The organism is Vineibacter terrae (assembly GCF_008039615.1).
GTDB lineage: Bacteria > Pseudomonadota > Alphaproteobacteria > Reyranellales > Reyranellaceae > Vineibacter > Vineibacter terrae.
The window spans coordinates 100,877-119,898 of sequence record NZ_VDUZ01000020.1 but is presented as its reverse complement, the minus strand read 5'-3'; the positions used below and the strand labels follow the sequence as shown (position 1 = coordinate 119,898).

General features: G+C 69.8%; 18 protein-coding genes. 5 read left to right on the top strand and 13 right to left on the bottom strand.

What is annotated here, in order from left to right; genetic code table 11:
- Positions 1-98 precede the first annotated feature (98 nt).
- The 7 genes from FHP25_RS18420 to FHP25_RS18390 form a co-directional block, all read right to left on the bottom strand.
- The gene (locus FHP25_RS18420) at positions 99-941 is read right to left on the bottom strand and encodes a sterol desaturase family protein (protein ID WP_231712380.1); all 843 of its coding nucleotides are present in this window, start codon (positions 939-941) and stop codon (positions 99-101) included.
- Between the two features lie 177 nt (positions 942-1,118).
- Positions 1,119-2,432, bottom strand: a complete 1,314-nt coding sequence (locus tag FHP25_RS18415) for a CDP-alcohol phosphatidyltransferase family protein (RefSeq protein WP_147848412.1) — start codon at positions 2,430-2,432, stop codon at positions 1,119-1,121.
- A 19-nt stretch (positions 2,433-2,451) separates the two neighbouring features.
- A complete protein-coding gene (locus FHP25_RS18410; protein ID WP_147848411.1) occupies positions 2,452-3,537 on the bottom strand; it encodes an LptF/LptG family permease in 1,086 nt (361 codons plus the stop codon).
- A gap of 11 nt (positions 3,538-3,548) precedes the next feature.
- Positions 3,549-4,832, bottom strand: coding sequence for an LPS export ABC transporter permease LptF (gene lptF, locus FHP25_RS18405; protein ID WP_147848410.1), 1,284 nt, complete (start codon positions 4,830-4,832; stop codon positions 3,549-3,551).
- A gap of 12 nt (positions 4,833-4,844) precedes the next feature.
- On the bottom strand, positions 4,845-5,291 hold the full coding sequence (locus FHP25_RS18400; RefSeq protein WP_147848409.1) for an HIT family protein: 447 nt from the start codon (positions 5,289-5,291) through the stop codon (positions 4,845-4,847).
- A 110-nt stretch (positions 5,292-5,401) separates the two neighbouring features.
- On the bottom strand, positions 5,402-6,325 hold the full coding sequence (locus FHP25_RS18395; RefSeq protein WP_178133617.1) for a metallophosphoesterase family protein: 924 nt from the start codon (positions 6,323-6,325) through the stop codon (positions 5,402-5,404).
- A gap of 21 nt (positions 6,326-6,346) precedes the next feature.
- Positions 6,347-6,640, bottom strand: a complete 294-nt coding sequence (locus tag FHP25_RS18390) for a hypothetical protein (RefSeq protein WP_231712379.1) — start codon at positions 6,638-6,640, stop codon at positions 6,347-6,349.
- Positions 6,641-6,795: 155 nt separating this feature from the next.
- Here FHP25_RS18390 and FHP25_RS18385 point away from each other — a divergent pair, with 155 nt between their 5' ends.
- The gene (locus FHP25_RS18385) at positions 6,796-7,980 is read left to right on the top strand and encodes a CDP-alcohol phosphatidyltransferase family protein (RefSeq protein WP_178133616.1); all 1,185 of its coding nucleotides are present in this window, start codon (positions 6,796-6,798) and stop codon (positions 7,978-7,980) included.
- Positions 7,977-8,975 carry a hypothetical protein gene (locus tag FHP25_RS18380; RefSeq protein WP_147848406.1) on the top strand — a complete coding sequence of 333 codons (999 nt, stop codon included), beginning with the start codon at positions 7,977-7,979 and terminating at the stop codon, positions 8,973-8,975. The genes FHP25_RS18385 and FHP25_RS18380 overlap by 4 nt, the downstream gene beginning before the upstream one ends.
- Before the next feature lie 40 nt (positions 8,976-9,015).
- Here FHP25_RS18380 and FHP25_RS18375 read toward each other — a convergent pair whose 3' ends face one another.
- From FHP25_RS18375 to FHP25_RS18355, 5 genes are all read right to left on the bottom strand, one after another.
- Complete coding sequence (locus tag FHP25_RS18375) at positions 9,016-9,657, bottom strand: LysE family translocator (RefSeq protein WP_147848405.1); 642 nt, start codon at positions 9,655-9,657, stop codon at positions 9,016-9,018.
- Between the two features lie 5 nt (positions 9,658-9,662).
- Positions 9,663-10,880 (bottom strand): serine palmitoyltransferase, encoded by a 1,218-nt coding sequence (spt, locus tag FHP25_RS18370; protein WP_147848404.1) that lies wholly within the window; start codon positions 10,878-10,880, stop codon positions 9,663-9,665.
- 3 nt (positions 10,881-10,883) lie between these two features.
- Positions 10,884-11,195 carry an acyl carrier protein gene (locus FHP25_RS18365; protein WP_147848403.1) on the bottom strand — a complete coding sequence of 104 codons (312 nt, stop codon included), beginning with the start codon at positions 11,193-11,195 and terminating at the stop codon, positions 10,884-10,886.
- 93 nt (positions 11,196-11,288) lie between these two features.
- Positions 11,289-12,236 carry an NAD-dependent epimerase/dehydratase family protein gene (locus FHP25_RS18360; protein ID WP_147848402.1) on the bottom strand — a complete coding sequence of 316 codons (948 nt, stop codon included), beginning with the start codon at positions 12,234-12,236 and terminating at the stop codon, positions 11,289-11,291.
- Positions 12,233-13,966, bottom strand: coding sequence for a fatty acyl-AMP ligase (locus tag FHP25_RS18355; RefSeq protein WP_147848401.1), 1,734 nt, complete (start codon positions 13,964-13,966; stop codon positions 12,233-12,235). Before FHP25_RS18355 ends, FHP25_RS18360 begins: the two co-directional genes overlap by 4 nt.
- Positions 13,967-14,169: 203 nt before the next feature.
- On the opposite strand from FHP25_RS18355, the gene FHP25_RS18350 reads away from it, so the two are divergent.
- The gene (locus tag FHP25_RS18350; RefSeq protein WP_178133615.1) at positions 14,170-15,627 is read left to right on the top strand and encodes a lipopolysaccharide biosynthesis protein; all 1,458 of its coding nucleotides are present in this window, start codon (positions 14,170-14,172) and stop codon (positions 15,625-15,627) included.
- A gap of 4 nt (positions 15,628-15,631) precedes the next feature.
- Here FHP25_RS18350 and FHP25_RS18345 read toward each other — a convergent pair whose 3' ends face one another.
- On the bottom strand, positions 15,632-16,696 hold the full coding sequence (locus tag FHP25_RS18345; protein ID WP_178133614.1) for an ELM1/GtrOC1 family putative glycosyltransferase: 1,065 nt from the start codon (positions 16,694-16,696) through the stop codon (positions 15,632-15,634).
- Positions 16,697-16,850: 154 nt separating this feature from the next.
- Between FHP25_RS18345 and FHP25_RS18340 the strand changes: the two genes are divergently transcribed.
- Together FHP25_RS18340 and argF are read left to right on the top strand one after the other, a co-directional pair.
- The gene (locus FHP25_RS18340; protein ID WP_408068533.1) at positions 16,851-18,047 is read left to right on the top strand and encodes an aspartate aminotransferase family protein; all 1,197 of its coding nucleotides are present in this window, start codon (positions 16,851-16,853) and stop codon (positions 18,045-18,047) included.
- Complete coding sequence (gene argF, locus FHP25_RS18335) at positions 18,040-18,966, top strand: ornithine carbamoyltransferase (RefSeq protein WP_147848397.1); 927 nt, start codon at positions 18,040-18,042, stop codon at positions 18,964-18,966. The genes FHP25_RS18340 and argF overlap by 8 nt, the downstream gene beginning before the upstream one ends.
- The last annotated feature ends 56 nt before the right edge of the window (positions 18,967-19,022 follow it).

Here is a 19,022-nt window from a genome sequence, read left to right as displayed (position 1 = left end):
CTCGCCCCGGACCGCGCGCGTCCACGCGCGCTCATGGTTCACTCGTGGAAATGAAGAGCGCGGCGGGAGCCGCACGGTCCGGATTGAAACGACGTGCTTCACGCCGCCTTGTCGCGCTCGGCATAGCCGAGATCGGCGCCGACCGCATCGGCGTTGGCATGCGGCGTGTGCGGCCGCCAGCGCCGGCCGTCGGCGCCGACGCGGATGCCGTCGCGCGACAGCGTCGCCACCCAGGGATACTTCGTCGCCGTCGCCTCGTCATATCCCAGATTGAACACGGTGGCGCTCTTGGGCATGGCACGGGCCGCGTCGTAGTCGGTGCGCAGGAGGCGGTCGACGACGAAGTTGGTGATGCCGTAGTTGCCGTTCTCGTTGTGGAAATGATGCAGCAGGTGGAGGCGCTTGATCTCCTGCATCCATTTCCGCTTCGGCCGATAGTTGAGATGCTGCGCGCTGTGGCAGAACTCGTAGAAGCAGGTGGTGAGCAGCGCGCCCGCGCCACAGGCGGCGGCGCCCGCCGCCCCGCCGATCAGCCAGCCCAGCGGCAGGGTGACGATCGCGATGGTCGGCAGCGTGGTGTAGAGCGCGCCGAACAGGACGCCGAGATTGTGCGGATCCTGGTGATGGTCGAAATGCGTGCGCTTCCACACCTTGGCGGTCAGCGGCGAGCGGTAGGCGATGCGGCTGTGCAATACCCAGCGATGCAGCACGTACCAGACCAGCGGATAGACGAGCATCGCCGCCACGCCGGCTGCAATCACGCGCGCGATCTCGGCGGCCGTCCACGCCGGCATCCAGGCCGCCGCCAGCGCCAAGCCGACCACGGCCAGGGTGAAATAGGCCACGACCGCGTAGTGGGTGAAATAGGCACGCACCAAGTCGCGCATGGTCATGCGCGACAGATTGTATTTGCTGCCGGCCCAGAAGCCGATGCGGATCACTCTTTACTCCGTTCGCGTCTGCGCACGCCATGACGGCGCCAGAAGGGGTCGCGAAAGCACTAATCTAAGCAGCGAGCGCCATCGCCTCAAGCACACAGCACAGCAAATCGCTGCAACACTTTGTCATTGTTGGTGACCCGGCGCGGATCACGTCAGCAATGTGGCAACCGCGCGGCCTCAATGCACGCCGCGCGGCGCCTCCTTGCGGGCCAGAATCCAGACCGTGCGGCCGGCGTGCCAGGTCACGGTCGCCGCCTGCCAGGCCAGGATCAGCCAGAACGTCTCGCGTCCCAGCCCCAGGGCCACACCGGCCAGGAACAGCGGCAGGAAGATGTTGCGCCGCGCGATGACGGCGCGCACGGCGCCGTCGATCGGCGCGTGCGCATGCAGGCCGCGTCCCTTGTAGCGCCATTTGTAGACCGCCAGCACCAGGCGGTCGGCGACGTAGAGCGCCAGCAGCGCGATCGCCGCGCCGACCAGGGGATCCGATGCGCCGCCGCCCTGCCAGAGCGCCTGCGGCGACACGCCGATCAGGCCGATCGCCCAGGCAGCGTACCAGAACGGCGGATGCACGATGTCGAGGCCATGGTCGAGCACATTGCCCAGCGCCGAGGACGTGAAGGTCAGCCGCGCCACCTTGCCGTCGACCGAGTCGAGCACGCTCATGACATAGGCCAGCACGAAGCCCCAGGCCCACCAGCCCAGCGCGAAGCAGGGCACGGCGGCGAACGTGGCCACGATCCCGACCCAGGTGATGGTGTTGGGATGCACCCGCCATCGCGTCGCCAGTCGGGTCAGCGGCCACACCAGATAGGGATAGACGTAGCGCGTGAAGACGTCGGTCGAGCCCTTGTAGCTGGCATCGAACAGGAAGCGCTCGACCGCGGCCCGGGACGCGGCATCGCCGATGCGGCGGACCCAGAACGGCACGTCGCGGCGCTGCAGCGCCACGTGCGCGTCGAACCCTTCGGCCGTCAGCCGCTGCGCCGTGCCGGCCGCCAGCAGGCCGGCGCCCAGCGCATGCATGTCGGCGGCAGCCGGCACGGGCACGCCCGGCGCCAGCAGCACGGCGCAATCGGCGGCGCTGCCCGTCTCCGACCAGCCGCCATAGACGGCCGACCAGGCGCGCGCCAGCGCCCGCGGCACCGTCGTGTCGCCGGTGACCACCAGGCTCACCTGCCGCGTGGCCAGATGGACGAACAGCCGCGGGTCGACGACGCTGTCGCCGGCGACCGCGAAGACCGTGTCGGCGACGGTGGCGGTGAAGGCGGCGAGCCGAGCGCCCGTATCGCCCTGGCCGCCCACCAGGCGCAGGCCCAGCCGGGCGAGATCAGCCGGCAGCGGCGGCGGGGGCCGCTCGCCGCTGTCGATCACGACATGGGCTGCCGGCACGCCGCCCCTCAGCGCCGCGCGCACATGGCGCTCGATCGGCGACATGCCGAAGACGGTCACCCCCGGCGCGGCGGCCGCGGCGTCGATCCAGACATGCATGATGGTCCCGCCGTGGTCGCTACAAGCCTTCGATGCGCAGCAGGATGCTGCCGGCGACGCTCGCGAAGATCAGCGGCGGCGCCCAGGCGGCGACCAGCGGCAGCACGGCGCCCGACTCGCCCAGAGCCTGCGACACGCCGTCGGTGATGAAGAACAGGAAGCCCAGCGACACGCCCGCCGCCAGCCGCGCTCCGAGGCTCGACATGCGCACCCGCGCCTGGGCCACCGGCGCCGCCAGCAGCAGCATCACGAACACCACCCCGGGCAGCGCCAGCCGCCGCTGCAGCCAGGTGTCATAGGTGTAGCCCGGCCGGGTGCCCACGGTGGTGCCGGTGCGCAGCACCAGAAGCTCGCGCGCCGTAAACTGGGTCGACAGGGCGGCGAGGTTGAAGAAGTCGCCCGGGCGCAGCGGCGTCTGCCAGACCCCGTCATCCGACCGCGTCGTGGTCGGCCCCAGCGGATTGATGGTCTGGGTGATGACGCTCTCGAGCTTCCACTGGCCGTTGCGCTGGTAGCGCGCGCCGCCGGCCACGATGCGCTCGACCACGTTGGCCGACCTGTCGCGGCGGATCAGGGCGACGCCGCTCAGGTAGCGGCCCTCGCGCTGCACGCTGGCGACGTTCACGATATAGGTCGGGTCGCGCAGCCACACGCCCTTGGCCTGGTCGCGCTGGCTGGTCTGGTCGTCGGTGGGCTTCTCCAGCTCGAACCGCGCCAGGCGCTTCTTGGCCCAGGGCGTGACCTGGTCGGCCACCACGAGATGGATGCCGGCGACCAGCGCGGTGGCCGGCATCATCAGCAGCAGGATGCGGTAGAACGACATGCCGGCGGCCTTGAACGCCAGCACCTCGTTCTGCTGCGCCAGGCTGAGCAGGGTCAGCAGCGCCGCCAGCAGCGTCGAGAAGGGCGTGATCAGGGCCGCCATCTCGGGCAGACGGAAGAGCATGTAGCGCGGCACGACCAGGAAGCCGTCGCCATAGCGCTTCTCGATCGTGTCGGCGTTGTTGAGGGCGTCGAACAGCAGCGCCATCAGCGCGAAGCCGAAGACGATCAGGGCCAGGCGCTGAAGGAACAGGCGCGAGAGATAGCGGCCGGAGACGCTCATGGCCGGCTCCTTCAGGCGCGTGAAAAGGTGCGGCGGATGGAGCCGATGACGTTGCCGCGCAGGCGCTCCAGGGCCTCGAACATGGTCTCCACCGGGTTGTCGCGCGGCCGCTCCTTGACCAGCCAGAACAGGAAGACGCTGAGCGCCATCATCGCAAACCAGGGCCCCCACAGGCCGATCCACGGCGACAGCTTGCCGTAGTCGGCGGCTTTCTCGCCGAACTGCAGCAGGTAGTTGAAGAACGTCAGCAGGATGACGCCGACCACCAGGCCGGCCCCCTTCTGGCTGCGCCGCGACGCCAGGCCCAGAGGGATCGACATCAGCGGCAGGAACACCAGCGACAGGACCCGCACCAGCCTGGCATGCATCTCGGACTGCAGGCGGTTGCCCTTGAACTGCAGCGGCGTGGCCTCGGCGGAGCAAGGCCACGGCGGCGACGAGGGCGGCGCGTCGGCCACCGGCTGCAGCCGCAGCTGGCATACCATCTCCGTGAAGGTCAGCTCACGCTCGCCGCTGCGGTCGCGGAACGGGTCGGTGGCCGCGACCTCCATGGGCAGGTCGAAGCGCTCGAACGACAGCACGGTCACCTTGTCGGAGGCGCGCTCCGTTTCGACCCGGCGGCCGTTGCGCAGCTTGAGCACGATCTGGCCGGACTCCGGCAACCGCCCGGCCTCGCCGGTCTCGGCCGTCATCATCACCGTGCCGCCATCGGACTTGCGCTGCTGCACGAAGACGCCCTTCAAGGTGCGGCCGTTGTCGCCGATGTCCTCGATCAGCACCGTGTAGTTGCCGATGCCGTTGAAGAACGATCCCTTCTCGACCGCCAGATCCCACGCCGAGTTGGTGGCGGCCCACATCAGCGCGCGGAACTGGTAGCGCGTGAGCGGCTGCAGCCAGCCGACCAGCAGCACCATGACAGCCGTCAGCACGAGGGTGAGCCAGACCACCGGCCGCAGCAGCCGCGTCAGGCCGACACCGGCCGATTGCAGCGCGTCGAGCTCGCTGTCGACGCTCAGCCGCGTGGCGCTGAGCGTGATCCCCAGGAACAGCGCCAGCGGCAGGGCAAGCCCCAGGTAGTGCGGCACGAGGTTGGCCAGCAGCTTGAGAACCAGCAGCACCGGGCTGCCCTGGTTCACCATCAGCTCCATCAGCCGCACCATGCGCTCCAGCAACAGCGCGACCAGGGCGATGCCGATCGACGCCGTGAGCGGCACCAGGGCACGCTCCAGGATGTAGCGGTCGATCCGGGCGATCCCGAACCGCCACGACACCGAGCCGTGTTGCGCCAGCGACATGACCGGCGCCCGTCAGGCGGCCTCGGCCCACACGCGCTTGAGGTGCGCGGCAAGGTCGGCGAGGGTGGTGGGGCCCAGCGGCGGATTGAAGCCGATATTGGGCGCCGCCGGCCAGCCCGGGTCGGTGAAATCGAGTCCGCCGAAGGCGCGCGGACCGGCATATCGCGGCAGCACGTGGAAATGCACGTCGGGGTCGACCATCATCAGCATGAGCCAGTTGATCTTGTCGTACGCGAAGGCTTTTTTGAGGCAGCACTCGATCTGTTCGACCAGCGGCTTCATCTCGGCGTGCGCCTGGGCGCTGATGTCGGAAAAGGTCGCTGCCGGCTCCTTGCACACCAGCACCAGCGCCCCCAGCGTCGCCTGTGCCGGCCGCACCTGCACGCTCCAGCACGCCGTCTCCGCGATCACGCTCGCGGGATAGCCGAACTTGCTCATGGTGACGTTGGGCGTGGCCATTGTTGTGGTTCCTGGCTCTCATAGGGGCGGACGGCGGGACTGGTCAGCCTATCGCACCCGTCCGGACGGCGTGGTAGGCGATATGCTCGCAAAAGACAACGCAGTGTACGTCACGCCGCCTGCGCCGGCGCGACGACCGGTCGCGGGGCCAGCAGCCGGAATCGCTGCCCGGCAGCGCAGCCCGCGAGGTCGCCGTTGATGACGCGGACCTCGACGTCGATCGCCCAGCCGTCGTGCTGCGGCGCCACCCGGATCAGGTTGTAGCCCCCGGCATAGCGCATCGCCTTGGGTGCCGCCGACGCGGACGCCGCCCCCAGCACGGGCACGCCGCCATCGGGCGTCACGATCCGGCCGAGCTGGGTGCGGTGATTGTGGCCATGCAGGATCAGCTCGGCGCCGACCCGCTCGATGGCGGCGCGAAACGCCGCGGCATCCGTCAGGCCCTTGCGCGGGCCGGCGCCGCCGATCTGCGGCGGGTGGTGGATCAGCACGATGCGGCACAGCCCCTCCGCCGCCAGCGTCTTCATCACAGCCTCGAACCGCGCGATCTGCTCGGCGCCCAGCGTGCCGGCGGCGATGAAGACGGGCATCGGCACCGCGGTGCTGAGGCCGACGAACGCGACCGGGCCACGGCGACGGATGGCGGGAAAGCGCGACGATGCCGGCGCACCGTCGCCTGCCAGGTAAGGGCCCCATTGCTCGAAGCCGACACCACCGGTGGTGCGGACATAGGCATCGTGGTTGCCGGGGATGGCGCTCACGCGGTCGGGTGGCCCGACGTCGGCGAGCCATGCCGAAGCCTGGCGAAACTCCGCTGCGGTCGAGATGTTCGCGATATCGCCGGTCACGACGATATGATCCGGGTTCGCGGCCCGGACATCGGCCAGCGTCGCAGCCAGGGCCTCGGGCCGATGAATGAGCCGGCGCCGGCGCGTCCAGGACAGCCAGCCCGTGAGCCGCTTGGACAGCAGCTCGCCCGGGCGCACCGGCGGCAGCGGCAGGTGTGGATCGGAAAGATGCGCGAATGTGTACACGATGCGGCGGCCCGGCGCAGCTCAATGGCGGTCGGCGCCGGCGTCCAGCGCTGCCCGGCCGCGCGCCGTCAGCACGATATGTCCACCGTCACCGAAGGTCACCAGCCCATCGATGACCGTATCTTCCCAGACCGACTGTCGCGGGCAGGTGCTGCGCCAGGCCTCCATGACATCGGCGCGGGTGCGCGGCGCCGCCGCGATCCAGGCGAGGAACTGCAGCGCCAGCAGGCTGACGGCAGGCGCCGGCCGGTCCTCGGCATGCGGCGGGGATGGGCGGCCCGGGCCACGGGCCACGCGGTCCGGACTCTTGGTCATCGCGTGACGCATGGCCGCAGTGTGCCATGGCCGGCCCGCACAATCGAGCCTCGGCGCGCCGCACCGCCGCTTCTTGCGGCTGGCGGCGTTCTTGCCTAAACCTGGGCCAACGGCCGCAAGCGACGACGACGGCTGCCCTGCCCCCGCCCGACACCGTGACCGACACCCGATCCGACACCCCTGCCCGTCCGCCGACCATCTGCCTGGTCGGCCGCGCCGCGGCGCAGCCCTTCTCGCAGCCGCCGCTGGAGCGCATCCGGCGGATGTTCGCACGCGTCGGCGCGAACGAAATCCGCGACGACGGCGCTGGCTGGCCCGACCAGGGGCTGGTCGTGCTGCTGCGCGCCGATCATGTCTTCGACGACGCCCTGGCCCGGCCGCTGGTGGAGCGGCAGGACGTGGCGCTGCTGGCGCCCGGCTCGCAGCGGCCCGTGGCGGCCGCGGTGCCGGCGCAGAAGGCGGCCGAAGCCTACCGCCTGCTGTCGGCACCGGACGCCACTGCTACCGATGCCGAGGCGCTGGGCCTGCGCGCGATCACGCCGCAGTCGCTGGGCGTGTCGTATCGCAAGAACCTGCGCAACAACGTGCCGCCCTATGTGCTCTCGGCCAAGGACATGCCGGTGGCAGCGATCGAGCACCACATGTTCATGGCCTCCTACAAGGGCCTGACGGATATCGTCACCAAGCACGTGTGGCCGGCGCCGGCGCTGGTCGCGACGCGGTGGTGCGCGGCGCACGGCATCTCGCCCAACGCCGTGACCCTGCTCAGCTTCCTGTGCGTCGTGGCCGCCACGGTGCTGTTCTGGTTCGGCTGGTTCCTGACCGGGCTGCTGTTCGCTTGGGCGATGTGCTTCCTCGATACCGTCGACGGCAAGCTGGCACGCGTGACGCTGACCTCGTCGAAATGGGGCAATGTCTTCGACCACGGCACCGATCTGGTGCATCCGCCCTTCTGGTGGTTCGCCTGGTACTGGGGCCTGGGCACGCTGCCGTTCGCGCCGCTGCCCGGCATGCAGCTGGCGATGTGGGTCGTGCTGGCCGGCTATGTGCTGGGCCGCCTCGAGGAAGGCATCTTCCTGTGGGCCTTCAAGTTCGAGATGTTCACCTGGCGGCGGATCGATGCCCTGTCGCGGCTGGTCACGGCGCGGCGCAATCCGAACCTGATCATCCTGTCGGTGTTCACGCTGGCCGGCCGCCCCGACATCGGCCTGGCCGCCGTCGCGATCTGGACCGCGCTGTGCATCGGCTTCCATGCCGTGCGCATCCTGCAGGCCTTCGCCGAACGCCGGCGGGGCCGGCCCGTCGCGTCCTATCTCGCCGGTTCCGGCGCGGCGGCATGACCGCGATGGCCGGCCGCGACGAGGCCCGCGCGGCGCTACGAGCCCTGCTGGCGCGCGAGGCCGACCAGACGGTGAACGCGCCGGCACGCGCCATGAGCGATGCCATCGCGATGCGCCATAAGGACTGCCTGGTCGCAACCCTGTTCTATGGCTCATGCCTGCGGCCGGCCGACCACGGCGATGCCGCCGTGGTCGGCCCCGGCGCCGCCGGCGAGCAGCTCATGGATTTCTATGCCGTCGTCGACGATCTGCGGCGGGCCAACGCGAACGCAATTGCGGCGCTGGGCAACCGGCTGCTGCCGCCCAACGTCTTCTACCTGGAAGTGCCGTACGATGGCGGCCGCGTGCGCTGCAAATACGCCATCGTGACGCTGGCGCAGTTCCGCCGCTTCGTGCAGGCCGGCACGCTGCAGAACTATTTCTGGGGCCGCTTCTGCCAGCCGACCGCCGTGCCGTTCGCGCGCCGCGCCGGCACCCGCGATGCGCTCATCGACGCCCTGACCGACGCCGTGATCGCCACGGTGAGGGCGACGGCGCCGCTGCTCGCGGCACCTTTCGATGCCCGCACGCTGTGGGTGCGCGCCTTCGCCGAAAGCTACGGCGCCGAGCTGCGGCCCGAATCGGCGGCGCGGCCGGCCCAGGTCCATGACGCGAACGCCGCGCGCTATGCGACGCTGACCCCGGCGGCGCTGGTTGCCGCCGGCTTCACGGTGATGGTCGACGCCGACGGCCGCTTCGCGCCGGTGGCCGACGCCGCCGCGCAGGGTCGCGCGCGGCGCGCGTGGTTGCGGCGACGCTGGCTGGGCAAGACGCTCAACGTGCTGCGGCTCATGAAGGCGGTGTTCACCTTCGAGGGCGGCGCCGATTATGTCGCCTGGAAGATCCAGCGTCACTCGGGCGTGCGCATCGACATGAGCGACTGGCAGCGCCGGCACCCGCTGCTGGCCTCGCCGGTGCTGGCGGTGCGCTATTGGCGCAAGGGCGCATTCCGATAAGAGCCGGCGCTGTCGGACGCGCCGGCAGGCAACGCGGCGGCTATGCCGGGCGGCGCGGCAGCAGCCCCGGCGCGGCATGCAGCAGCGCATGAATGGCGAAGCCGATGAACAGAACGCCCGACATGCGCGTGATCAGAATTTCGTGCCGCCGGTACGAGCGGCGCACCGCTTCAGCGCCGACGACGGCGACAAGGATCGCATAGGCCATCAGGCCGCCGACGCAGCTTGCCACGACCAGGACCGGCAGCATGCTCCACGTGAGAAGGCCTGCCTTGGCCGAGAGCAGCGCCGTGAAGGTCGCGACCGCAACCGGGTAGGCCTTCGGATTGGTGAGGCCGAAGATGGTCCCGTGCAGCAGGGGATTGCGCACCGGGGCGGCGGCGACGCCATCGGATGAACGCGACACGCGCACCGCGCGCCATCCCAGCCAGAACAGATAGATGCCGCTGATCAGGCCCAGGATGTCGAACACGAGCGGGCCGATGGCGGCGACGCCGATGATCGCCACCAGCGCGATGCTCGCCCACAACACATCGCCCACGAGATGGCCGGCGAGAAAGGCGGCGCCGGCACGCCGCCCCTGCCCCGCGCCGATGCCCAGCACGGCCAGGACGCCCGGCCCGGGTGTGATGCCGTAGACGAAGCCGGCCAGCGCCGCCGCGGACAGGAGCGACATGTCCATGGCGATCACGCCACGGCGGCAGAGCGCTCCTGAGGCAGCACGCCGAAGCGATGGCCGACCTCGGCCAGAACCTCGACCATGTGCTGGAGCTGGCCGCGCGAATGGGCGGCCGACAACGAGCAGCGCAGCAGGCACAGGCCGCCCGGCGTCGCCGGCGGCACCGCCACGTTGACGTAGATGCCGGCCTCCATCAGCGCCTGCCACACGCCGACCGTCGTCATCTGGTCGGGCATCACGACGGCGACCACGGGCCCGTGCTCCGGGCCCAGCCGGAAGCCGGCCTTGGCCAGGCCGTCATACAGCGTGGCGACGTTGTCCCACAGCCGCTTGCGCAGCACGGCGCCGTCCTTGCGCACGATCTTCAGCGCGGCGCGGACCGAGGCCACGATCGAGGGCGGCAGCGACGCGGTGAACATGTAGGCCCGCGTCGCGACGCGCAGCGCCTCGAAGCCCTCGACGTCGGAGACGCAGAAGCCGCCGATGGCGCCCAGGGTCTTGGAGAAGGTGCCGACGACGAAGTCGACCTCGTCGAGCACGCCGGCCTCCTCGACCAGGCCGCGACCGCGCTCGCCCAGCGCGCCCAGCGAATGGGCCTCGTCGACCAGGATGTAGCCGCCGTAGCGCTTGGTGACCTCGACGAACGCCTTCAGCGGCGCCGTGTCGCCCAGCATCGAATAGATGCCCTCGACCACCACCAGCTTGTTGCCCGGCTCGTCCTTCAGGCGGCGCAGACGCGCCTCCAGGCTGGCCGGGTCGTTGTGCCGGAAGCGGATGATGGTGGCCTGGGTCTGCTTGCAGGCATCGTAGATCGAGGCATGGCTGTCGGCGTCGATGACAAGGTAGTCACCTTCGCCGACCAGCGTCGAGATGATGCCCAGATTCGCCTGATACCCGGTGGTCATCACCATGCAATGCTTCTTGCCGTAGAACTCGGCCATCTCGGCCTCGAGCGCGGCGTGCTGCGCATAGGTGCCGTTGGCCGTGCGCGAGCCGGTCGTGCCGGTGCCCTCGGCGCGGGTCGCCTCGATCGCAGCCTCGATGCAGGCCTTGTCGAAGGTCAGGCCGAAATAGTTGTTGGTGCCCACCAGCAACGTCCGGCGGCCGTTGATGACAGCCTCGGTCGGCGACAGCACCCGCTCCATCACCACGAGCGGATCAGCGCCGGTCGCCTGCATCGCCCGGTGCGTCTCCAGGAGATGCAGGTGGCGATCCAAGATACCCATGATTCAATGGCCCCCGATCTTGCGCAGGACCGCGTCCGCCAGCTCGTCCACGGTGTGGATCTCGGCGACGTCGTTGAGCGGTATCGAGATGTCGAACCGATCCTCGAGCTCCATGACCATGTCCATCACGGCCAGCGAGTCGATATTCAGATCCTTGGTGATGACGGTCGCCCCGACCACCGGCCGGGAATCAACCCGGAACGGTTCCAGACGTTGGACGATCTCGGCGACCACCTGCTCGCGGGCCGGCGTATCGGAGTCGCCCGGCACGGTCTCGGTGAAGTCGTAGACTTTGAACTTGTGTGCGCTGCGCATGGCTCAAGGGCCCTGACGGAAGAGGGAGCCCCATTGGACAAAACCTTGGCAAATCAGGCTATTAACAAATTGTTACCCTCTGTTACGCCAGCACTACAGCCACCTGTGGCGCAAATACCACAGAATCGTGTCCTCGAATCCGAGCCGCAGATCGAAATTCGGCACGATTCCCAGCGCCTGCATCAGGCGCCGATCGGTGACGACCCAGTCGTCATGGAAGATCTCGCGGACCTTGCCCAGGCTCAGGATCGCCGGCCGTCCCGTCAGCCGGGCGACCATCTGTTGCACGCCTGCCACACCCGTCATCAGCGCCCGCGGCACCCCGATGGTCCGCGGCCGGCTGCCCAGGACGCCGGCGGCGGCGCCCGCCATGTCGGCCAAGCTGTAGCCGGCGGCAGTCCCGTCGTCGATCTCGTAGACCCCGCTCTGCGTCGGACGGGACACCGCGGCCAGGAGCACCCGGCACAGGTCGCCGACATGGATCAGCGACAGTCGGCCGCGGCCGGCACCCGGGACCGGCGCCAGGCCTCGTTTCACACAGCGAAAGAATGCCAAGGTCTCGCGATCGCCCGGCCCATAGACGGCCGGTGCCCGCACGGCGAGCCAGCCGGGCGCCGGCGCGGCTGCGACCAGGCAATCCTCCCCGGCGCGCTTGCTGGCCGCGTAGTCGGACAGGCCGGGCGCGCGCGCCGCCAGGGACGAGACCAGGATGACCCGCGCCGTCCCGCCGACCGCCGCGGCTGCAGCCAGCAGATCATGCACTGCCTGTGCGTTGAAGCGGAAGAAATCGGCCCGATGGACAGCCTTGATGGCGCCGGCCAGGTGGATCACGACGTCGGCGCCGTCGACCAGCCGGCGCAGGGCTGCCTTGTCGCCAAGGTCGCCCACCACCAGCTCGATCGCCTCAGGGGAGGATGTGGCCGGGAGGGCTGGCAGGCGTCGGACCAGCAGGCGCTGGCGCACGCCGTTGGCGGCCAGCATCGCGATCAGGTGTTGGCCGATGAAGCCGGTGGCACCCGTGACCGCGACCAGGGCGCTCATGACGCGGGCTTGCGGCCGCCGTCCTCGTAGGCGCCGGCCAGCCACTGGGTGCGCGCGCGCGAACGGCTCAGCTTGCCCGAGGAGGTCATGGGCAGCCCGACGGACGGCAGGATCAGCTGCACCGTGCCGTCGATCCCGACGGTCTCCTTCACCTTCTGGGCGATGGCGGCGCTCAGCGCCGCGCGGGCATCAGCCTCCATGGGCCATGACTGGACCACGACCACGACCTGCTCGGCGCCGTCGTCGCCCTGGACCGAGAAGGCGCAGGCATCGCCGCGCCGCAGCGGCGCGATGGCCTCGACCGCCCATTCGATGTCCTGCGGCCAGATGTTGCGGCCGTTGACGATGATCAGATCCTTGGCGCGGCCAGTGACGACGATCTCGCCCTCGCGCCAGTAGCCGAGGTCGCCGGTGTCGAGCCAGCCGTCCTTCAGCACCTCGGCGGTGGCTTCCGGCGCGCCGAAATACCCCGGCATGACGCTGGGGCCGCGGGCGAAGATTCGGCCGACCCGGCGCTCGCCCAGGGGCTTGCCGTGCTCGTCACGGATCTCGACCGTGTGGCCGGGCAATGGCCGGCCGCACACCACGAGCTCGCGCGCGTTGGCGCCGCTGGCCGGCTCGGCGACGTTGCGCTCGACCAGCGCGGCGCGATCGACCGTGTCGGTCAGGAACCCGCGATCGAGCGGCGAGAACGTCAAGCCGACGCAGACTTCCGCCATGCCGTAGCACGGCACGAAGGCGCGCGGATCGAAGCCTGCCGGCGCGAAGGTCTCGCTGAACCGGCGCAGCACAGGCGCCTGGATCATGTCGGCACCGATGCCGGCCAGGCGCAGGCGCGACAGGTCGAGGCCGGCCGGCGATTGCGTCTGCGCCCGCCGCGCCGCCAGATCGTAGCCGAAGCTGGGACTGTAGGTGATGCTGGCGCCGCGCTGCGCCGCCAGCGCCAGCCACTGCAGGGGTCGGCGCGCGAACTCGCCGGCCGGCATCACGTCGGCCGACCGCTGGGAGCAGACCGCTGCCAGCAGAAAGCCGATCAGCCCCATGTCGTGGTACCAGGGCAGCCAGCTCACGGCATGGTCATCGGGGCGGATGTCGGACCCCTGCGACGAGAGCGCGGCATCGATATTGGCCATCAGCCGGTCCTGGCGGATATCGACACCCAGCGGGAAACGCGTGCTGCCGGATGAAAATTGCAGGTAGCAACGTTCGCCCGCCGTCAGCGGCCGCAGGTCGACCGCCTTTTCCGGCAACGTCTCGAACGCCGCCATGGGCCCGACCAGCCGCACCGACGACCCTTCGGCCGCAGTGGCGAGATAGCCCGCCATCGAATCGACCGACAACGCCGCCACCGCGCCTGACGCCTCGAGCTGCCGTCGGAGCTGCTCGATATAGGCGTCACGCGCACCCAATCCGGCGGGCAGCGACACCGGCACCGGCAGCAATCCGGCATACTGGGCGCCGAAGAACGCGATCACGAACCCGGGCCAGGTCTCGGCCGTGATCAGCAGCCGGTCGCCGACCGCGAAGCCGGCGCCGATCAACCGGCGGGCGAAGACATGGGCGCCAGCCTGCGCCTCCCGCCAGGGCAGCGCCGCGGTCAGCCGGCCGCGCGCGTCGAAGAAGCTGACGCCCGTCTCCCCACGCGCGGCATAGTCGAGCGCCTCGGCGAGGCACCCGAACCCCCCGCGCCGAAAGGGCAGGGCGGCGTTTCGCGTCGGCGTGGGCGTCATCTGGTCTTCGGGCGGTTGATCGGGAAGTGGGGCCTGTAGCAAATGATATGGGCACTCACAAGCAAGGGCGGCGGCGCGTCGCGGGCGGCGACGTTGACGGCCTCGCCGGCTTATGATGATTTTTGGCAGCCCGCAGCCCCCGTGCGGCAATGGTGATCGCGAGCGCCACAAAGCCGCCGCATTTCGCTTCGCATAGCCCGCCTATGTCGTCACCCGACCCGTCACTTCCCCCGGCGTCGCCACAGACCTGGCTCCGCCGGCTCTGGTCATGGCGACGCGACGTCACGCTCAAGAAGCTGTACGCCAACACCATCATGCTGTTCTCGGGCCGCGCCTTCAGTGCCGTCATCGGGCTGGGCTCGGTCTGGTTCACCACCGCCGGCCTGGGGCTGTGGCAGTTCGGCATCCTGACGGCGCTGCTCAGCTTCACCAGCCTGGTCGGCAACACGCTGAAGTTCTCCACCTGGGAAGCGGTGGTGAAGTACGGCGCCGACGACCTGATGCGCAACGACCGCGACGCGCTGCGCCGGCTGATCGCGTTCAACACGCTGCTGGATATCGGCACGGCGCTGGTCTCGCTGGCGGTCTGCGCCGGCCTGGCCTTCGTCGTGCTGCCGCTGATCAAGGTGCCGTCCGAATACCTGCATTTCGCGCTGTTCCTGAGCGTCAGCGCCTTCTTCACGGTCAGCGCCACCCCGGTGGGCGTGCTGCGCCTGTTCGATCGCTTCGGCCTGCTGGCCGTCACCGAGCCGATCGGGCCGGCGGTTCGGCTGATACTGTGCGTGCTGTGCTACAAGCTCGAATGGAGCATCTGGGGGTTCGGCGCAGCCTATCTCGCCTCCTCGGCGATCGACCGCTTCATCACCGTGTGGTTCGGCTGGCGCGAACTGCGCCGCCGTGACCTGACGCCCGGCTGGCGCGACATCTTCGCACGCCACACCGACGGCCACCCCGGCCTTTGGAAATTCGTGCTGGCCAACAACGGCCGCACCTCGCTGGGCGTCCTCACCAAGCAGTCCGACGACATGATCGTGGCCGCCTTCACCGGTCCGGCCGGCGCGGCGCTATGGAAGATCGCCAAGCAGGCCGCTTCCGTCCTTTCCGGACCGGCCCGGATGTTCGTCATCTCGGTCTTCCCGCAGCTGGCGCATCTGTGGAGCGCGCGCGACTACCGCGGCTTCCGCCGGCTGGTCGTGCGCAGCAGCGCCACCTCGACCCTGGGCGCCGTGCTGGTGGTGGGCGTGTTCGCCGTGCTCGGGCCACCCCTGCTCGGCCTGTTCTTCCACAAGGCGGCGCAGCAGCATTTCGCCTCGGCCTACGTTCCGGCCCTGATGCTGATGATTTCGCGTGTCGCCTCGGTGGCGATGTCACCGTTCATGCCGGCGATGACCGCGATGGGCCGCGCCGTGCGCAACCTGAAGCTCGCCCTGATCCTGGCCTGCATCTCCGTGCCGACGCTGCTGGTGCTGGCGTGGCAGTTCGGGATCGTCGGCGCCGCCCTTTCGCGTATCTTCGCGGAAGTGCTGACGGCCGTCGTCTTCGGCTGGACGGTGATGCATACGATCAATACGCGCGTGCGCAAGGCCGAGGCGCCCGCACCGGCACCGGCACCGGCACCGGCGGCGCTGGGCCCGCGCCCCGGGCCGGCCGCGGCGGAATAGCGCGTCAGTCCAGAAGCGCGCGGATTCGATCGGCTGCCGCCGGCAGGTCGTCCGGCGGCGGCGTGGTCGGCACCAGCTTCGTGCCCAGGACATGCACATGATGGGCACGTGCCAGCGGCTGCCACAGCGCCGCCATGTCGCGGGGCAGCATGGCCCATCCGCCGGCATGCAGCGCATCGACGACGCCGCGCGGCAGGTGACGCCACAGCGCCCGTGGCCCGCGCTCCCGCGGCGAATCGTCGAGCGGCACGGGTGCCACGGATACCGGCTTGCCGCTGTGGCAGGCCTCGGCAAGCATCGACGCGCTGTCGCCGCTCACCACGATGCGATCCGCAAGGGCGATGAACGCCGCATAGGCGTTGGACGTGTCGTTCGGCCGCCAGCGATGCGCCAGCAGCGGCACCTTGATCTCGCCCAGCAGCGCCGTCGCCACCGCCTCGGGCGTGCGTCGGCTGGTCACCGCCAGCACCGAGCCCTGTAGCGTGCGCGCCAGCGCATCGACACCGCTGCCGATGGCCCGGCCCGCCGCGGCATCGAACCGCAGCGGCCGCGCCCGCCCGCCGATCAGCACGGCGATGTAGGGCGGCTTCAGATCGCCCAGCTGCAGCGCCCACGCTGCCGCCCCTGCCTGCATCGCCGCGGCATCGAGGCGGTTGAACGGCAGCCGGGCGGGCCACACATTGTCGCGGGCCGGCAGCTGGTACTGCGGCATCGCGATCACGAGATCGAAGGCGGCAAGCGGTCCCCAGGGCCGCCCGACATTGACCAGCTTGGCGCGCCCGGCGCTGCGCCGGCGGATCCAGCCGGCGACCGGTGTCGCCCGCCGCCCCGCAGACAGCACGAGATCCGGCCACGGCGGCACCAACCCGGCGTCGGACGGTGATGCCAGGGACATCGTGGAAGCCCCCAGCAGCCGGTTGGGCAGCCGGTACAGGCCGTTGAATTTCAACGGCTTCTCCACCCACGGCCAATCCAGCGCGCGGGCCAGCTGGCGCAGCTGCGCCGTGTCGCCGCCCTTGTCGCCTGTCAGCAGCCACACCACCGGCGCCGCGCGCGTCTTGCCGTTCATGACGGAGTTGTAACGGACGGCGGCGGCACCCTCAAACCAACAAGCCCTGCATCCGGTTGACAGCATGCCGGCCGGTCCGGATAGTGCCGCCCCGCGGCGTTTTCCGGCGATCGGCGGGTCCGAGGCTGGAGCGTCGCGTTTTTGTTGGCGAATGATGGAGGCTGTCGTGATACCGGCCGTGATGCCGACGTACGATCGGAAGGACGTCGCCTTTGAGCGTGGCGAGGGCTCCTACCTCTACGCGGCGGATGGCCGACGATTCCTCGATTACACCTCGGGCATCGCCGTCAACAATCTCGGCCATTGCCACCCCACCGTGGTGAAGGCGCTGCAGGAGCAGGCGGCCAGGCTCTGGCACACCTCGAACCTCTATCGCATCGCCCACGGCGAACGGCTGGCGCAGCGGCTGGTCGAGAACTCGTTCGCCGACACGATGTTCTTCAGCAACTCGGGCGCCGAGGCGATCGAGGGCGGCATCAAGCTGGTGCGCAAGTACCAGTACGTGAACGGCAGGCCGCAACGCTACAAGATCATTTGCTTCGACCAGGCGTTCCATGGCCGCACCGGCGCGGCCCTGGCGGCGACCGGCAACGAGAAATATCTGCAGGGCTTCGGCCCGCGGGCGCCCGGCTTCGTGCACGTGCCGCTCAACAACACCAACGTGGTGCGCGACGCGATCGACGACGAGACCGCCGCCATCCTGGTGGAGCCGATCCAGGGCGAAGGCGGCGTGCGGCCCGGCAGCGGCGAGTTCCTGCGCGCGCTGCGCCAGATCTGCGACGAGTTCGGCCTGCTGCTGTTCTTCGACGAGATCCAGTGCGGCTTCGGCCGTACCGGCAAGCTCTGGGCCTATGAATGGTTCGACGTGAAGCCCGATGTCATGGCCGTCGCCAAGGGCATCGGCAACGGCTTCCCGCTGGGCGCCTTCATGGCCACGGAGAAGGCTGCCGCCGGCATGGTGTTCGGCACCCATGGCTCGACCTATGGCGGCAACCCGCTGGGCACGGCGGTGGGCAACGCCGTGCTCGACGTCATGCTGGCGCCGGGCTTCTTCGCGGGCGTGCGCGAGCGCATCGGCTACTTCCGGCCCAAGCTCGAGGCGCTGGTCGCCAGGCATCCCAAGGTGCTGGCCGAGGTGCGCGGCACCGGCTTCATCACCGGCCTGCGCTGCGTCGTGCCCAGCGCCGACATGGTCAATGCCCTGTTCGAGCGCCAGATGCTGACCGTCGGCGCCGGCGACAACGTCGTGCGCATCTATCCGTCGCTGGTCGCGACGCGCGAGGATCTCGACCACGGGCTGGCCATCATCGACGACGCCTGCCGGGCGCTGGCAGGAGCGGCAAATGGCTGAGACGCGGCACTTCCTCGACCTCGACCGGCTCGATCCGTCGCTCCTGCGCAGCATCCTGGACCGCAGCCGCGACTACAAGCACGCCCGCCGCAACGGCGGTCACGACCAGCCGCTGGCCGGCAAGACGCTGGCCATGATCTTCGAGAAGCCCTCGACCCGCACGCGCGTCTCCTTCGAGGTCGGCATGCGCGACCTCGGCGGCGGCACGGTGATGCTGGGCACCACCGACACCCAGCTCGGCCGCGGCGAGACCATCGCCGACACCGCGCGCGTGCTGTCGCGCTATGTCGACGCCATCATGATCCGCACGACCGCCGAGGAGAAGCTCCTGGAGATGGCGAGGTTCGCCACCGTGCCTGTGATCAACGGCCTCACCGACAAGACGCATCCCTGTCAGCTCATGGCCGACGTGATGACGTTCGAGGAGCATCGCGGCCCCATCAAGGGCAACGTCGTGGCCTGGTCCGGCGACGGCAACAACATGGCCACGAGCTGGATCCATGCCGCCGCGCAGTTCGACTTCGAGCTGCGCATCGCCTGCCCGCCCGAGCTGACGCCGCCCGCCGACGTGCTCGCATGGGCCACCAAGCGCGGCGCGCGTGTGCGCGTGGTCCACGATCCGGCCCAGGCGATCACCGGTGCCGATTGCGTCGTGACCGACACCTGGGTTTCTATGGGCGACGAGGACGAGGCCAGCGCCGGACGCCGGCACAACCTGCTGCGCGCCTATCAGGTCGACGAGCGCATGATGAAGCTCGCCAAGAACGATGCAATCTTCATGCACTGCCTGCCGGCGCATCGCGGCGAGGAGGTCACGGCTGCTGTTCTTGACGGCCCGCAGTCGGTGGTATGGGACGAGGCGGAGAACCGCCTGCACGCCCAGAAGGGTATCCTCGCCTGGTGCCTGGGGCACGTCTGACGCGCTGGTTGCCGGCGCGGCGGGCGCCTATATCGGACAGGTCGGCGCCCGCGCGC

Bases quoted from the DNA above. Each gene is read 5' to 3' on its own strand.
- FHP25_RS18415 (WP_147848412.1), bottom strand. From the start codon at position 2,432: ATGCATGTCTGGATCGACGCCGCGGCCGCCGCGCCGGGGGTGACCGTC.
- FHP25_RS18410 (WP_147848411.1), bottom strand. From the start codon at position 3,537: ATGAGCGTCTCCGGCCGCTATCTCTCGCGCCTGTTCCTTCAGCGCCTG.
- lptF (WP_147848410.1), bottom strand. From the start codon at position 4,832: ATGTCGCTGGCGCAACACGGCTCGGTGTCGTGGCGGTTCGGGATCGCC.
- FHP25_RS18400 (WP_147848409.1), bottom strand. From the start codon at position 5,291: ATGGCCACGCCCAACGTCACCATGAGCAAGTTCGGCTATCCCGCGAGC.
- FHP25_RS18390 (WP_231712379.1), bottom strand. From the start codon at position 6,640: ATGACCAAGAGTCCGGACCGCGTGGCCCGTGGCCCGGGCCGCCCATCC.
- FHP25_RS18380 (WP_147848406.1), top strand. From the start codon at position 7,977: ATGACCGCGATGGCCGGCCGCGACGAGGCCCGCGCGGCGCTACGAGCC.
- FHP25_RS18375 (WP_147848405.1), bottom strand. From the start codon at position 9,657: ATGGACATGTCGCTCCTGTCCGCGGCGGCGCTGGCCGGCTTCGTCTAC.
- spt (WP_147848404.1), bottom strand. From the start codon at position 10,880: ATGGGTATCTTGGATCGCCACCTGCATCTCCTGGAGACGCACCGGGCG.
- FHP25_RS18365 (WP_147848403.1), bottom strand. From the start codon at position 11,195: ATGCGCAGCGCACACAAGTTCAAAGTCTACGACTTCACCGAGACCGTG.
- FHP25_RS18360 (WP_147848402.1), bottom strand. From the start codon at position 12,236: ATGAGCGCCCTGGTCGCGGTCACGGGTGCCACCGGCTTCATCGGCCAA.
- FHP25_RS18355 (WP_147848401.1), bottom strand. From the start codon at position 13,966: ATGACGCCCACGCCGACGCGAAACGCCGCCCTGCCCTTTCGGCGCGGG.
- FHP25_RS18350 (WP_178133615.1), top strand. From the start codon at position 14,170: ATGTCGTCACCCGACCCGTCACTTCCCCCGGCGTCGCCACAGACCTGG.
- FHP25_RS18345 (WP_178133614.1), bottom strand. From the start codon at position 16,696: ATGAACGGCAAGACGCGCGCGGCGCCGGTGGTGTGGCTGCTGACAGGC.
- FHP25_RS18340 (WP_408068533.1), top strand. From the start codon at position 16,851: ATGGAGGCTGTCGTGATACCGGCCGTGATGCCGACGTACGATCGGAAG.
- argF (WP_147848397.1), top strand. From the start codon at position 18,040: ATGGCTGAGACGCGGCACTTCCTCGACCTCGACCGGCTCGATCCGTCG.